The sequence below is a fragment of the Streptomyces europaeiscabiei genome (genome assembly GCF_001550375.1).
GTDB lineage: Bacteria > Actinomycetota > Actinomycetes > Streptomycetales > Streptomycetaceae > Streptomyces > Streptomyces europaeiscabiei.
The window spans coordinates 1-15,110 of record NZ_LRTR01000914.1 but is presented as its reverse complement, the minus strand read 5'-3'; the positions used below and the strand labels follow the sequence as shown (position 1 = coordinate 15,110).

Here is a 15,110-nt window from a genome sequence, read left to right as displayed (position 1 = left end):
CGAATGGTCAGATGGTCACCTGAGCGCTCCGCTGGGTGGGGCGGGGCGCCCATGGGGTGGGGGGTGCCTGCGCGTCGGCGGGTGCGGGTCCGGTGGGGGCTGATCGCGCAGTTCCCCGCGCCCCTGAAGGACCAGGCCCTGCGGGCCTGACAGATCACGGCCCCGCGGGCCTGAGAACGACGGCCCTGCGGGCCGAAAAGCACGGGGCGCAGCCCCTGCTTTTCAGGGGCGCGGGGAACTGCGCGACCAGCCCCCACCCACCCGCACACACCCACGCACCCTGGACACCCCCACCCCCGGACAACCCACCCCGCGTTCGGGGACGAAGGGGCAGCGCCCCTGGGGATGGGAAGGGTAGGGGCGGCGGGGGCGAGAAAGGCTAGGTCAGGGACCACCCACTGAACTCGACCAACCCCCGCGCCCCGTTCCCCCCGTTCGTCGCACTCATGAACAACCCCACGTCCTGCCCCTCACCCACCGCCCCCGGCACAGCCACCGTGGCCACCACCCGCCAGGTCACACCTTCGTCGGTGGAACACTCACCCGTGTACGCCCCCGTGCCCGTCCGACTCAACCGCAACACCACCGGCGCCTTGACCCCCGTGATCCGCCGATACGTATCGAGCGTCCCGTCCCCCGAACTGTCGTACGACAACACCACCCCGTTCGCCGGAGTGACCGCCAGATTCACGAACCCCGCCGACCCGGCCGTACCGAGACGGTTCCGCACCACGATCCCCGCCCGCGCCCAGTTCCCGGTCGCCGCCTGGGAATCGACCCGGAGCGTGACGGACGTACCGTCCCGGAACACCCCCGCCCGATAGACCGTGCCGAACTCCGAGGTCCCCCGCCACAGATCCGCCCCGGCCCCGTCGATCGCGAACCGGTCCTCCATCTGCCCGAACACGGCTTCGTTGCCGGTGTAGGTGCTCCACCCCGGATCCAGTGGCCCCGCCTCGAAGAGCGACCCGTCGAAGCGCCCCTCGACCCGGTTCTCGCCCTTGGGCCCGTACCTGACCGTGATCGCGTAGGGGAGGGGCCGAAGCGGCCGGTCGAGCGGCGCACCCGGTGCGTCCGCGCGCCAGCGCACCGTCCCCGACCCGGCCGCCGGAACGCTCGGCAACGATGTCGGCCCCTCCGGCTCGGCCGTACCGTCGAAGCCGCCGAGGGCGAAGTCCACCCGCCCGGTGGCCCGCAGCCCGTTGACATTGCGGAGGACCGCCGACAGCCGCGCACTCCCGCCCGGCGGCAGCACCGGCGGCTCCGCGGTGACGGTCAGCGTCCCCTGGTACGGCGCCCGCGCCAGCACGTCACGCACCCGCGCCGCCGTCCGGTACGCGTCACCCACCGGCCGCAGCGGATAGTCCTTGCGCTCCCGCGTCCACGGCTCCTCGAACGCGAACCAGTCCACGGCCGCCGGAGCGGTCCCCGTGGCGAGCGCGTCCTCCAGGGTGTCGAGCCACTTCTCCCAGCGCGGGACGTAGAAGTCGGCCATGAGGCCGCTCCACTCCCGGTTGCCGTACTCGTGGAGATCACCCGTGTCGGAGGTGGCCCGCCCGCCCCACACCGTGATCAGGACCTTCGCCGTCCGCTCGAACTCCGCCCGCTCGGCGTCGTCCGTCGCCATCAGCCGCGCGTCGTTCACCCACGGGCCCAGCAGGAACGCCGTGTTCGTACCCGTGACCTCGTCCGACAGCCGCATCAGCCGCAGCCAGAGAGTGGACAGGGCACGGAAGGTGTCGAGGTCCTTGCGCTGGTAGGCCGCCCGCAGCTGCGGCAGGTACTGGCGGCCGCGGTGCGCGAGCGCCTGCCGCGCCACGTCCACCACGTCGTACCGGTACGCCGGATTGCCGCGCAGCCCGCCCGCCACGCCCAGCAGCCCGGCGAGGGCCGCGTCGAAACGACCGGGGTCGTACGTCAGTGTCCTCGGCGCGTACTCGGCGGCCCGGTTCGCGGCGAGGTCGGGCCGGGCGCAGAACAGGGAGTCGTGCGGGTCGCTGCGCTCCACGGCCTGCTGCTGGTACGCGGTGTCGTGCAGCGCCCGCCAGGCCCCGCGCGCGAAGTCGTCGCGGCCGCCGTAGCGGAAGTCGGCGTATGAGGAGAACCAGGCGGGCCGGTCGAGCTTCCTCGGTGTCCAGGCCAGTTCGGAGAAGAGCTCGAAGGCCGCCGGGTCGCGGTCGGTGGCCTCCGGCATGAACGCCGTACCCGCCAGCGCGCTGTGGGCCTTGTCCCGCCAGGCGAAGAACTTGTCGTTCCACAGGTGGGCGCGGGCCCCGATGGTCGTACGGCCGCCGAAGTTGGGGATCGTGCCGAAACAGTACGGGGTGCCGCCCCAGTCGCGTTCGCGGTCGGTGACACTGGCGTAGCGGTCGGAGACACCGTCGACGATCAGCATCTTCGACCTGTCGATGGCGTCCAGGAGTTCGGGCAGGGGGTTCTCCTGCCAGCCGAGGATCACCCAGGTGGCGCCCGGGTGGGCCTTCTGCAGAGCGCGCTCCACGCCCTGGGCCGCGTCCGGGACGGGCACGTCACCCGCCGTGCCGCCCTCGTGCAGGAGATCCATCTTGAAGTGGGCGGCCTCGCCGTACACGTCCTTCACATGGCCGTAGAAGGCGGAGGCGACACGGGCGAAGGCGTCGGTGCGCGGATCCAGCCAGTCGGGGCGTTCGAAGCCGTGCCAGATGCCCTGCGGGACGACGTGCGCGTCACCGCCGTTGCGCTGCACGAACTGCTTGGGGACGTGCCCGTAGTAGCCGGGCAGCACGGGGGACATGCCCAGCTCGCGCAGACGGTCGGTGATGCGCCGGCCCAGTGCGGCCCGGCGGGCGATCAGCTCGGGGGAGAGGGGGCCGCCGTAGCCGGACAGGTTCTGCAGCAGCCACCAGGGCTGGTGCGAGGGGGCGGGCAGCCACGCCCGGGACTCCTCGTCGGAGTAGCCGAAGTCCTTCAGCAGCCGGTGGTAGACGGCCTCCATACCCGCGATGACCAGCACCTCGTTGCAGCCGTGGGCCGCCAGGAGGTCGATCTGGTGCTCCCAGTACGGCCAGTCCGCGTATGGGGCGGTGTAGCCGTCATTGGTGTCGTTGAGGGCGAAGCGGTGGGGGAGGGCGGTGGATCTCTCCAGGGGGCGGGCGGGCGCGGGGAGGCGGCTCGGGAGGTTCAGCTGACTGCCGTTCCAGGCGAGGTGGGCCCCGCAGACGTACTTGAGGTACCAGTGGACACCCATGAGCAGAGTGGCCGGTGTGGTGGCCCGTACCTGGATGCGTCCGGTGGTGCCTGTGACACGGAACCGGTCGACGGTGGCGCTCCGGTCGAGCAGACTGAGCCGGAACTGTCCCGCATGACCGGGCAGCAGCCGATTGAGCGCGGAGCGCGCGGGAGCCGTATCGAAGGCGGGGCCCTCGCCGGGGCTCTCTGCGGCGTGGGCCGGGACCGACCACTGCAGGTGGGTTCCGAGGCCGATGACACCGGCCGAGCCCAGCACCGTGCGTCGCGACGGACTGTTCATGTCTGTGTGCCCCCTGTGTCGACAGTGGCGGCACGCTAACTGGGCGACCGTCCGTGAACAACGGTGCGCACGGAGCTGGCGAGTTCACGTCGCCTGAACGGACCCGGAGGTACGGATGAGTTTGACGAGGATGAGGCTTGCGGGGAGCGCGGCCTGCGCGGTCGCCGCCCTGCTGGGGCTGACCGGCTGCGGCTCGGGCGACGACGCCGAGGCCGCGGTGCCCAAGACGGCGACCGGGACGCTGGAGCACATCGCGGGCGAGGTGGGCTGCAAGCCGGACATGCAGACCGACGCGGACACCATCCGCCAGGCCCTGTGCACCAACAAGGACGGCGACTTCGACGGCAGGTTCGTCCTCGCGACCTTCGCCACCGACCGAGGCCAGGCGGAGTGGCTCTCCGGCGCCAAGGACTACGGCGGCTACTACCTCGTCGGCCGCAAGTGGGTCGCCGTCGGCGAGAAGAAGACGGTGGGCGGGCTGCAGGGCACGCTCGGCGGGGAGATGCAGGAGGGGTCCGCGCACATGAACCCCGGTGGCAGCCACAACAGCCACAGCGGCTGACCGCGCGGGACGCGGACCGCGTCCCGCGCCTGCGGACGCGGCCCGGGCAGGACGAAAGCCGGCGGTGGGAGAACCTCCCACCGCCGGCTTCTTTCGGTGACTCAGAAGTGCTTCGGTACTACTTGCAGTTCTGGCCGCCGTTGATGCACTGGACCACCTTGTTCATCGTCTGCTGGTTGAAGAAGTTGATGAAGTCGTTGTGGTCGGTGATCGGCTTGTGCAGGTTCTCCGGGAAGGAGTCGACCGCGAAGGGCTTCACGACCTGTCCGTTCTGGATCTGCGGGGCCTGGATGTTGTAGACCAGGCGGACCTGGAGCTGGGGGATGGCCTGGAAGCCGTTCGAGCAGCTGCCGTCCGCCTCGACGAAGTCGACGTGCGTGCGGTGGTTGGCGCTGTCGATGTTCTGGCCGTCCCAGCAGCTCTGGAAGAAGGACGTCCGCACCACGGAGCTGCCCTGCGGGCAGATCGGGTACTTGTCCGTCAGCTGACGGTCCTCGAAGCCGGTGCAGCTCCAGTTCGTGTTGGCGTTGTTCAGACCGTTCACGAAGGCCTTGGCGTCACCGGTGATGATGCGCAGGGCCTGCGGCATCGCGACGACGTTGCCCTTCTTGTTGCCGACGAACTTCAGCTGGGCCTGGCTCGGCTCGACGATCTTGCCGACGTTCTTGTCCACGCCACCGCCGGGGGCGTTGGCGTCGATGTCGTTCGAACCGTCCTGGATACGGAGCACCGGCCAGAAGTACGAAGACTTGTCACCCTGGTTCTGGCAGGTGGTCTGCGCGTTGGCCAGGTCCTGGTCGCTCGCGAAGGCGTTGTTGCTCTGGTTGCCGACGTAGTCGTGCTGGTGCTGGGCACCGTTGCTGACACCGGGGGCGACGATCACGTTGTCCGAGTTGCGGAGCTCGTTCTGGTTGATACCACAGCTCGTGGTGAACGTGCCCTTCGAACCGCCGTTGCCGTTCGCGGCGAGACCGTTGCCGTTCACGCCCTTCGGGCCGCCGTTGGGCTGGACCTTCGTGATGTCCTGGAAGTCACCCGCGACCGGGCCGTTACCGCCCTGGCCGTTGGCGCCCTGGTTCTGACCCTGGTTACCGCCCTGGTTCTGGCCGTTACCACCCTGGTTCTGACCCTGGCCGTTACCGCCCTGGTTCTGACCCTGGCCGTTACCGCCCTGGTTCTGACCCTGGTTGCCGCCCTGGTTCTGACCTTGGCCCCCGCCGGCGTTGGTCTGAGCCTGGTCGGCCTTGCCCTGGCAGGCCGCGAGCTGGGCCATGCCCTGCGGAGCCTGGCCACCCACGCGCCGGATGTTGATGCCGATCCGGTCGATGGTGGCCGTCCGCTTGGACTTCAGCGGGCCGAGAATGGCGTTGTTGACGAAGTTGGCGTCGCCCGCCTGGGCCTGGCGCGTGTCAGCCAGGCGCTTGTACGCCTCGGTGATCTGCCGGTCCAGCAGCGCCAGCTCCTTGGCGACACCCGCGCGCGCCTTCTTGGGCACGTTCGTCAGCTTCTGGCCGACGTCCGGGCAGGCGATGGTGGCCACCTGAGCGGAGGCCAGCGTCGCGTTGGGCTTGGACTTCGACTCGCCCGCTGAGGCGTAGAAGTTCGCCCAGACCAGGCCGCCGCCCGCGACCGCGAGCGCCGCGGATGCGGCAATGGCCCGAACGGCCAGCGGCGAACGTCGTTTGCGTGTGTTGCGTCCCATGGAACTCCTCTGACTTCCTTGCGGGGCTATCGAGGCGCCCGACAGGAGTGAAGCGGCGCCATCGAATACGCGGGGAGTCCCAGGAGTGTTCAGCCGACTCAGAAATTGATGAGAGATTCGTGGGACAAACTGGTTTCAACACCCCGGTGGACACCGGGAGTTGCCGATCCCCTACGGTGTGTGCGCGGTGAAGGTCCCTGGTGGGGTCCGTGAAGGGGGAGTTTCGGCGGCCCTGGCCAAGATACGCCAGAACCGCCGTCGCCATGCCGATTGTCGTCTAGAGGCCCAGTACCTTCGCCTCCACCGACGCGTCCAGTCCCACCGTCGGCCGGTCCGGTCGCCGCGGCGCGACCCCGCCGAGCCCCGTCAGCCACTCCCAGGTGTCCCGTACGGTCTCCTCCACGTCCCGGCAGCGGAGTCCGTCCCGTACGGCCCGTGACACGTCCGCCCGGTGCAGCGCGTCGTGCAGGTCGCTCCCCTCGGGCACCCACACCGGCAGCTGTGTCCACGGCTCGATCCCGGCGTCGAGGATCGACTGCGGTGCGGTCCACCGGAGTTCGGCCGCCCCGCCGGTGACCCGCACACACGCGTCGAGCAGTTCGCCCATGGTGGTCGTGCCCGGGGGGCCCATCAGGTTGTAGGCGCCGCTCGACCCCTGCTCCGCGGCGCCGAGGATCCAGGCGGCGAGATCGCGGACGTCGACGTACTGCAGGGGGAGGTCCCGAGGGCCGGGCGCCAGGACCGGGCCGCCCCGGGCGGCACGGTTGAGCCACCAGGGCAGCCGGCCGATGTTCTCGTACGGCCCGAGGATCAGCCCGCAGCGCACGAGGAGCGAGCGGTCGGCGCCGAACGCCTCGACCGTGGCGAGCTCCCCGCCCCGCTTGTCACGGGCGTAGTCCGTCGCGTCGGCGTCGGCCGACGCGCCGTCCACCAGGGGTGCCCGCTCGTCGTACCCGGCGGCCGGGGGCCAGGCGTACACCGAGCAACTCGACACGTACACATACCGTTCGGCCACGCCGGACAGCAGGCGCGCGGTGTCCCGGACGGCTCGCGGCGCCGCCGACCAGGTGTCGACGACGACGTCCCACCCGCCCCCGCCGGAAGCGGAGCCGGCGGCGGTGGCGGCGTCGACGAGCGCCGCGAGCCCGTCCGGTGCGGTGCGGTCGCCCAGCAACGACCGCACCCCGGCCGGAGGCGCGTGCCGTCCCCGGTGGAAGACGGTCACCTCCCAGCCGCGAGCCAGCGCCGACTCCACGACGGCCCGGCCCACGAACTCCGTACCACCCAGCATCAGAAGTCTCATACCGCCGACTCTGCCCGCCGGGTGGCAGGTACGGAACGGGAATCTGCTCTCAGAAGATCCGCTCGCAGAGGATCCGGCCCCGATGAGAGCCGGCCCGAGGGGAGTCAGCCTGTGGAGGTCCGGCCCCTCAGGGGGTCCGCCGGGCCGGGTGCGAGCGGATCCGTCGTCAACGGCCCAGCGGGGGCGTGTACTTGTACCCGACCCGCCGCACCGTCTGGATCGCCTGGCGGAACTCCCCGCCGAGCTTGCGACGCAGCCGGGCGATGTGGACGTCGACCGTCCGGCCGTCGCCCACGTGCCCGTAGCCCCACACCGTGGTGACCAACTGGTCGCGGGTGTGCACCCGGTTCGGATGCGCGACGAGATGGGCGAGGAGCTCGAACTCCAGATAGGTGAGGTCGAGCGGCCGTCCGCCGACCTCTGCGGTGCGCTGCGCGGTGTCGACGCGGACCAGTTCGTCCCCGGCTTCGCCGGAACCGGCACCGGCGGCGGAGCCGGCGTGGTCGACGGCCTTCTCGTCCGCGACCACGAACGGCAGCACCGGCGGCTGCTGGTCGGCCGGTACGAGTACCAGGTAGCCGACCATCGGCGGCCGGCCCGGCAGCGTGGGCAGGGTGTGCTGGGGAGCGGGCAGCCATGTCGCGCCCGGCGGCAGGAAGTCCGTGATGTCCACGACCTCGTCCCGGCCCACGGCACGCAGCCGGTGCCGGGGGGAGGCGCCCGGCGAGGGGACGGCGACGGGCGCGGAGCCCGACGCGGAGGTCAGCGGGGTGGCGGTCGACAGAGAACGGGTGTTCGCCATGAGAGGTCAGCTCTTTCGCGCGAGAGGTTCGTCCGGGAGACCTCGGCGACCGAGTTCGTGATCGGCCCCGCCGAGGGACGTACGTCGTTCCGCGCCGACCGAAGGCCGGGGTGTACGGCTTTAGAGGGCCGGCGCGTTCATCGCGCGGCAACACACCCGGTCGAAGTCGTGGTGCTGACGGGAAGGCCAGAAGGGCTCGAGGTCATGGCGACCCGTCGCGCGTCGGTTCTGGAAGCTGGCCATGGCTCCATTGAAGCAGACACACGCCCGCTACAGGAGCCTCCTCTCACTGCTTGGACGCTTCTTTGACATGACAGGGGTGTGTCGTGACCTCAACCGACCAGGCGTTTCCGCCAGTCCAGCGGGGTGACGGTGATGGCCTTGGTGGGATCACCGTCCCACTGCGTGGACAGTCCCTCCATCGCGAGCGCCGCGACGACCTGCTGCCCGACCGCCGTCGTGGTCCCGGCGTCGTCGTCGAACCCGCCGTACAGCAGTGTCAGTCCGGACCCGGAGGCGGCGCTCTCCGTGCACTGCGAGTGGAAGAAAACGAACCCCCGGGCGTCCGGCGCGCCTTCGGCGCCTATCTCGGTCGTACCGCAGTTGCGGCAGCAGGCGAAGTTCTCCCGGGCGGTGATGCCGTGCGCCGCTTCGAGCGACTCGAAGGCGCGGGTGATCCGCTCGGGGTCGGTGACCCCGTCCCAGGTCTCCTGCTCGGCGAGCCGTTCCACCCAGAGCCGGTCGACGAGCTGCCGGGCCTGTGCACGGGAGACGGGCCGCGTGTCGCCGTCGACCAGATGCTCCTCGGCGGCCTCGCTGAGCCGCGCACGGTCGTCGTAACCGCAGCGCAGCAGCTCCCGGACCCGCTCCTCGACCTGTTCCCGGACGTCGTCCGGGAGTTCCGGCACCTCCTCGGGGGCGTCGTGGTCGAGCGGGGTCCAGTCGATCCCGGTCTCCCAGCCCGGCGTCCGCCGCGCCCAGCCCGTCATGGCCTCGGCGACCCGCTCCGGGTCGGTGAGGACCGCCCTGAAGAACCGGTCGCGGCCCTCCCGGTGCTCCAGCTGGTACTCGCCGTCGGTGTCGTCGTCGGTCCGCTCGTGCCAGACCTGGACGAAGACGTCCGGGACGTCCGGTATCCGCTGCACGACCAGGAACCGGTCGCCCTTGTCCCCGATCCGGCACACCAGCTCACGCAGCCGCTCCGCCGGGATCCGGGCGTGCTTCTCCCAGTTCTCCGTCGCGACCTTGATGCCGAGTTCGTTCGTGCCGCTCAGGTCGTCGCCCCCTTGGATCTTCATGCCCCCACCATGGCACGCCCCACCGACAACGCCGGAGGGCGCCCACCGCAATCGGCGGACGCCCTCTCGGAAGCTCGGGCCCGAAGAGCCCGGTGGATCAGACCTGGCCGGCCTTGTCGAGCGCGGTGCAGCAGGTGTCGACGATCAGTCGCGTCACGACGTACGGGTCGACGTTGGCGTTCGGGCGGCGGTCCTCGATGTAGCCCTTGCCGTCCTTCTCGACCTGCCACGGGATACGGACCGAGGCGCCACGGTTGGAGACACCGTAGGAGTACTCGTTCCACGGGGCGGTCTCGTGCAGACCGGTCAGGCGGTCGTCGATGCCGGCGCCGTAGTTCTTGACGTGGTCGAGCGGCTTCGAGCCCTCGCCCAGCGACTCGCACGCGGTGATGATCGCGTCGTAGCCCTCGCGCATCGCCTTCGTGGAGAAGTTGGTGTGCGCGCCCGCGCCGTTCCAGTCACCCTTGGCCGGCTTGGGGTCGAGGGTGGCGGCGACGTCGTAGTCCTCGGCGGTGCGGTAGAGCAGCCAGCGGGCCACCCACAGGTGGTCGGAGACCTCCAGCGGGGAGACCGGGCCGACCTGGAACTCCCACTGGCCGGGCATGACCTCGGCGTTGATGCCGGAGATGGCGAGACCGGCCGCCAGGCAGTTCTCCAGGTGCGCCTCGACGATGTCACGGCCGAAGATCTCGTCGGCACCGACACCGCAGTAGTAGCCGCCCTGGGGGGCCGGGAAGCCGCCCTTGGGGAAGCCGAGCGGGGAGCCGTCCTGGAAGAAGGTGTACTCCTGCTCGATGCCGAAGATCGGCTCCTGGCCGGCGAACTTCTCGGCTACCTCGCGCAGCGCGGCACGGGTGTTGGACTCGTGCGGCGTCATGTCGATGTTGAGGACCTCGCAGAGCACGAGGACGTCGTCGCCGCCGCGGATCGGGTCCGGGCAGGTGAAGACCGGCTGGAGCACGCGGTCCGAGGAGTGCCCCTCGGCCTGGTTCGTGGAGGACCCGTCGAAGCCCCAGATCGGAAGCTCCGCACCCTTGGCGTCGTCGGCGAGGATCTTCGTCTTGGATCGGAGCTTGGCCGTCGGCTCGGTGCCGTCGATCCAGATGTACTCAGCCTTGAAGGTCACGGGCCTCATCCTTCGGGGTGTGTCACTGGGCGCATGTGCGGGTGCTGCGGCGCTGCGGCACTGAAACGCCGCGCTGTTGCCGGGCAGCCTGTCAACGTGCGATTTCCCGGTCGTTGCTCGAATGTGAACCCCGTGTTACCTGGGGTCGCTGTGGTGCGACTCACGTCCTGGTGGGCGCGCTGGTCGGACGCGCTGGTCGGGCGCGTACATGAGGCCGGCCACCGCTCACGCGGTGGCCGGCCTCCCTGGACGACGGCGGTCGCCTGCTCTTCACCTCACCGTTACGAGCAGGCCCGCTTCGTACCCTGGTGCACCGCCGTCCGGGCCGGCGTCACCCCACCTTCTCGATCAGCGCGCGGCGGATCAGGAACTTGCCGGGTTCCCGGACCTGCTCGAAGGCGGAGTTGTTCAGCAGGACGCAACTGCCGGAGACCGAGGTGACCTCGACGATCGTGGACTTGTTGTTGTCCAGGTTCGTCACCCGCAGTTTCGTACCGGCCGGGAACTCGTTGCTGGACGCGGCCGGGGCGCCGCCCTCACCGGAGAGGGTGACGGTGGAGCCGTTGCAGACCTGCTCTGCGGCCTCGGCGCCGCCCGCACCGCCCGCGTTTCCGGCACCGCCCGCGTTGCCCGCGGCCTCGTCGCCCTGGGGGTCCTGAGCCGACCCCCCGGTCTCCGTGGCCGGCGCGGACGGCTGTGCGGGCTGCGCGGGTTGTGCGGCCTGGGAGCCCTGAGCCGACTCCCCGACCACGCAGTCCGACGCGCCCTGCTGGACCTTGATCTGGGCGATGACCGCCTCGCGGTTGGCGATCCGGGCCGCCGACTGGGCGTCGGGCTCGGCCTTCTGGTCCGCGATGAACCGCTCGTTGTTGCCGAGCGCGGTGGCCAGCCCCTGACAGACACTGGACTCCGCCGCGGACTGCGCCGCGTTCGACGTGGCCGCCATGGCGAAGGCCCCGCCTCCCGCCACCGCCGCCGCGGTCACGAACAGCGCGACCTTCTTCTTCGTACCGAGCGTTCTCCTACGCGACATGCGCGCCTCCTGTTCCCGGCGTGCCTTCGGATCGGCCGCCGGATCGGACGAGTACGCCGCTACGTACGAGATGTCGAACAAAGCTGCTCAACGGTCACAGCGAACTCTCAAGTAACCCACGTCACACGAAAGTTGGGGGCCAGCCGTCCGAACCGTCCGCTACCTGGACAGAGCGTCCCGTACCGCCTCGTCCGTGCGGGCCACCACCGCAGTGCCGTCCTCCGCGGTGATGATCGGCCGCTGGATGAGCTTCGGATGTCCGGCGAGCGCCTTGACCCACCGGTCGCGTGAATCGGCGTCCCGCGCCCACTCCTTGAGGCCGAGCTCCTTGGCGGCGGCCTCCTGGGTGCGGGTGATGTCCCACGGTTCGAGTCCGAGCCGGTCCAGTACGGCGCGGATCTCGTCCTCGCTCGGGACGTCCTCCAGGTAGCGGCGGACGGTGTAGTCGGCGCCCTCGGCGTCGAGCAGGCTGATCGCGCTGCGGCACTTGGAACAGGCCGGATTGATCCAGATCTCCATGCCGCCCACCGTAACCAACCGGGTGCGAAAACCCGTGTTCCACCTCTGTCACAGGACCCCTCAGATGCCCCCTGGCCAGGGGCGATTGTCAGTGGGGAGTAGTAAAATAGAAGCAGTGTTCGAGGGTGTCGACGGGGGATTCCGTCGGTGCCCAGACCGCGACAGGAGGATGTCCGTGCCCGCTGCCGCACTGAAGTCGAAGCCGTTGCCCACCCAGTCCACCGTCCAGCACCCCGTCCTGCTCGACCTGCCCTACGCGCCGGTGGTGAAGCACACGCTGCCGCCGGGCCGTCCGCGTGAGTGGTACGTCACCCACAACCGGCGTCTGAAGGCCATGCGCCTCGCGATCGCCCTGCTCGACTCCGGTGTCCACATGCCGAACCAGGCGCGCAACGAGACGATCCGGAGCACGGCGGAGGTCATCGGAGTGCACCCGCCGTCGGACACCACGTGCCACATGGTGCGGGCGCTGATGCGCTACAGCCGCTGATGCGGTAGAGCCACTGACGCCGCCCGGCCGATTTCCGGTGCCGTCCACTCCGTGGGGGTGGGCGGTACCGGTGCGTTCGAGAGGTCCCGGCGTGCGCGAAGACTCGGCGGACGGGGAGGGAGGGGTGATCTCCGGCCGCCAGGGTTGGCCGGAGATCGCCCTAGCCCTGCCCGTCCGAGGTCCATACGATGCGGTCGCCCCTCGGTCTTCACAGCTGTTTCACAGTCTGCTCTTTCGTGGGCTGGGTCTCCGCGGGCCGCGGGGTTCTCGTGCATGTCTATTGACATGCGCATGACTCTGATGGGAGAACCCCCCATGGTTCGTGGTCTCCTCCTGGGCGGCGCAGTAGCCGCCCTGTTCGCCGGTGCGCTTCCCGCGCAGGCCGAGTCCCCGTTCGAGGACCCGCCCCCGGACAAGATCATCATCAAGGTCGCCACGGTGAACGGCTCCGGCTGTCCCCAGGGCACGGCCGCGGTCGCCGTCTCACCGGACAACACCGCGTTCACGGTGACCTACAGCAACTACCTCGCGCAGGTCGGCGGCGGCGCCCCGTCCACCGCGTTCCGCAAGAACTGCCAGCTCAACCTGATCGTCCATGTCCCCGGCGGCTTCACCTACGCCATCGCCAGCGTCGACTACCGGGGTTTCGCCTCGCTCCAGCGCGGCGCGAGTGGCGTGGAGAAGGCCTCGTACTACTTCCAGGGCTCCCCGGACACGGCCTCCAGAACTCACACGTTCAACGGCCCCCTCGACGACAACTGGCAGGCCACGGACGAGACCGACTGGGCCCAACTGGTCTGGGCGCCCTGCGGGGTCGAGCGCAACTTCAACATCAACACCGAGTTGCGGGTCAACCGGGGGTCGTCGCCGGCCAGCAGCACGAGCTTCATGACCATGGACTCCACCGACGGTGACATCAGCACGATCTATCACTTGGCGTGGAAGGAGTGCCCCTCCAAGTGAGCCGGTTGCCGGGTGCCCTGTTGCTCTGGGGCACCCGGCGTCTGTGTCGGCCCCACCGGTGGCTGCGCCCCCGGGCCCCCTCGGCGGGTTGTTCGTCCGCGGGCCGGTGGGGGCTGGTCGCGCAGTTCCCCTCGCCCCTGAACAGCAGGGGCCGAGCCCCGTGCTTGCCGGCCCGCGGGGCCGTCGCCTTCCAGCCCTGCAGAGCCTGGTCCTTCAGGGGCGCAGAGCCTGGTCTCTCAGGGGCGCGGGGAACTGTGCGAGCAACCACGAACCACCCGCACGCGCCACACAACCGACCCCCACTCTTTCGTGAAAATCACGCCAACTCCCTCTCCAGCGGCGTCCGGAAGCGCGGCGTGACCCTGGTATCCCCCATCCACCCCCGCAGCCGCGCAGCCTCCGCACGGATCGCCTCCTCGGCCTCCCGCCCCACCCCCTCCGTGTCCAGCACCCGCCAGACGATCTCCCCGTCCGGCCGCTGGGCCCAGCCGCCGATCACCCTGCCGTTCCACCACACGGTCGGGCCGACATTGCCGCTGTAGTCGAAGAGAGCGGGCCGGAGTTCAGGGGCGAGGTACCAGTCGCGTCGCTGCCAGCCCATGGCCGTCGGGTCGAGGGTGGGCAGGAGGGCGGCCCAGGGCTCGGCGGGGTCGGGAACCGGCTCCTCGTCGTCGGCGGTCACATACCCGGTGCCGTCGTCCAGCGTCACGGCCCGCGCGCCGATCGCCGCCAGCGCCCGGCGGACCTCGGTGACACGCCACCCCGTCCACCACTTCAGATCCGCCTCGGTCGCCGGGCCGCAGGCCGCCAGCCACCGGCCCAGCAGGGACGCCTGGGCCTTGGCCACGTCCAGCTCCGGGTGCGCGGGGGCCACCGCCCAGCGGAACTGGCTCGACGTCCAGGACCCGAGCGGCCGCCCCCGGACGACTCTGCCCTCCACCCCCAGCACCTTCAGCAGCCGCGTCGAGACGGCGTGCGTCCCCTCGTAGCTCTTCCCGGCCGCGTACACGAACCGCTGCCGCAACCTCGGTTCGTCCTCGGCGAGTTCGGACGCGGTCGCCTCGCCGCGGCGGGCCAGCGCGGCCAGCGCCGACTCCTCGACCTCCTTCAGCCAGGCCGCGTCCGGGGCCCCGGCCACCGCCATGTCCTTCAGCAGCTTGGCCCGCTCCTTCGCGGCGACCGTGATGCCGGTCGAGGCGTGCACCACGGCGGTCAGATCGGTCGGGAACACGAACACGGTGTGCCGCATGCCGTGCATCCGGACGAGCGAGTGGTCCGCGTACAGCGCCCGCTCCGTCTCGGCCACGGTCCGCCCAGGCTCGGCGAGCCGCGCGCCCACCGCGAGATGCACCGTCGCCGGATCCGAGCCGTGCAGCGCGACCAGCGCATCGGCCACCTCCTCCGGGCCCGCCGCCCGTACCGATCCGGCCAATCGCTGCCGCAGCCCCAGCCGCGCCCGCCGCTCGGCCACCCCGACATACCGCCGCCCGTCACCCATGCCGACCGCCTCCACTCGTACGCCGCGTCCGTTCGCAAAGCCCTGTGGCCCGTGGCCCCCCAGGCCCTGGCTCCGTGGTCAGGAGGCGGGGAGTCCCGTAGGCCCCGGAAGCCCAAGTCCGCAACCTCCCAGGCCTCGGAGTCCCGCGACCCGGAGCCCTCCGAATTCGAAGCCCCAGAGGCCTCCGAGGCCCTCAGAGGCACCCGAAGCCCCGGATGCCGTCGAAGCCCAAAGTCCCCACCGCATCCTCCCGGACACCTCTGACAATCGGGCGGCGGCGTGTGCCGGTTCCCACCGATCCACTCC

General features: G+C 70.5%; 12 protein-coding genes. 3 read left to right on the top strand and 9 right to left on the bottom strand.

Going from position 1 to position 15,110, the window contains the following annotated elements; all coding sequences use genetic code 11:
* Positions 1-379 precede the first annotated feature (379 nt).
* A complete protein-coding gene (locus AWZ10_RS46000) occupies positions 380-3,508 on the bottom strand; it encodes an alpha-N-acetylglucosaminidase (protein WP_060894215.1) in 3,129 nt (1,042 codons plus the stop codon).
* A gap of 115 nt (positions 3,509-3,623) precedes the next feature.
* Here AWZ10_RS46000 and AWZ10_RS45995 point away from each other — a divergent pair, with 115 nt between their 5' ends.
* On the top strand, positions 3,624-4,070 hold the full coding sequence (locus AWZ10_RS45995) for a hypothetical protein (RefSeq protein ID WP_046704257.1): 447 nt from the start codon (positions 3,624-3,626) through the stop codon (positions 4,068-4,070).
* 118 nt (positions 4,071-4,188) lie between these two features.
* Here AWZ10_RS45995 and AWZ10_RS45990 read toward each other — a convergent pair whose 3' ends face one another.
* The 7 genes from AWZ10_RS45990 to AWZ10_RS45960 all read right to left on the bottom strand — a co-directional run bounded on the left by AWZ10_RS45990 (position 4,189) and on the right by AWZ10_RS45960 (position 11,853).
* A complete protein-coding gene (locus AWZ10_RS45990; RefSeq protein WP_060894214.1) occupies positions 4,189-5,772 on the bottom strand; it encodes a DUF1996 domain-containing protein in 1,584 nt (527 codons plus the stop codon).
* A gap of 277 nt (positions 5,773-6,049) precedes the next feature.
* The gene (locus AWZ10_RS45985) at positions 6,050-7,075 is read right to left on the bottom strand and encodes an NAD-dependent epimerase/dehydratase family protein (protein WP_244172792.1); all 1,026 of its coding nucleotides are present in this window, start codon (positions 7,073-7,075) and stop codon (positions 6,050-6,052) included.
* Between the two features lie 166 nt (positions 7,076-7,241).
* A complete protein-coding gene (locus AWZ10_RS45980; RefSeq protein ID WP_046704254.1) occupies positions 7,242-7,877 on the bottom strand; it encodes a winged helix-turn-helix domain-containing protein in 636 nt (211 codons plus the stop codon).
* 332 nt (positions 7,878-8,209) lie between these two features.
* Positions 8,210-9,175: a DUF6891 domain-containing protein gene (locus AWZ10_RS45975; RefSeq protein WP_060894213.1), complete on the bottom strand. Its 966-nt coding sequence runs from the start codon at positions 9,173-9,175 to the stop codon at positions 8,210-8,212.
* Positions 9,176-9,272: 97 nt separating this feature from the next.
* The gene (gene glnII, locus AWZ10_RS45970) at positions 9,273-10,301 is read right to left on the bottom strand and encodes a glutamine synthetase (protein WP_046704252.1); all 1,029 of its coding nucleotides are present in this window, start codon (positions 10,299-10,301) and stop codon (positions 9,273-9,275) included.
* Between the two features lie 331 nt (positions 10,302-10,632).
* Positions 10,633-11,334, bottom strand: coding sequence for an RlpA-like double-psi beta-barrel domain-containing protein (locus AWZ10_RS45965; protein WP_046704259.1), 702 nt, complete (start codon positions 11,332-11,334; stop codon positions 10,633-10,635).
* Positions 11,335-11,493: 159 nt separating this feature from the next.
* Positions 11,494-11,853 (bottom strand): arsenate reductase family protein, encoded by a 360-nt coding sequence (locus AWZ10_RS45960; RefSeq protein WP_037693911.1) that lies wholly within the window; start codon positions 11,851-11,853, stop codon positions 11,494-11,496.
* 175 nt (positions 11,854-12,028) lie between these two features.
* Here AWZ10_RS45960 and AWZ10_RS45955 point away from each other — a divergent pair, with 175 nt between their 5' ends.
* Both AWZ10_RS45955 and AWZ10_RS45950 read left to right on the top strand, forming a co-directional pair.
* Positions 12,029-12,343 carry a hypothetical protein gene (locus tag AWZ10_RS45955; RefSeq protein ID WP_037696402.1) on the top strand — a complete coding sequence of 105 codons (315 nt, stop codon included), beginning with the start codon at positions 12,029-12,031 and terminating at the stop codon, positions 12,341-12,343.
* 315 nt (positions 12,344-12,658) lie between these two features.
* On the top strand, positions 12,659-13,306 hold the full coding sequence (locus AWZ10_RS45950) for a DUF4360 domain-containing protein (RefSeq protein WP_046704251.1): 648 nt from the start codon (positions 12,659-12,661) through the stop codon (positions 13,304-13,306).
* Between the two features lie 316 nt (positions 13,307-13,622).
* Here the strand turns inward: AWZ10_RS45950 and AWZ10_RS45945 are convergent, their stop codons facing one another.
* A complete protein-coding gene (locus AWZ10_RS45945) occupies positions 13,623-14,804 on the bottom strand; it encodes a winged helix DNA-binding domain-containing protein (protein ID WP_060894223.1) in 1,182 nt (393 codons plus the stop codon).
* Positions 14,805-15,110: the final 306 nt, after the last annotated feature.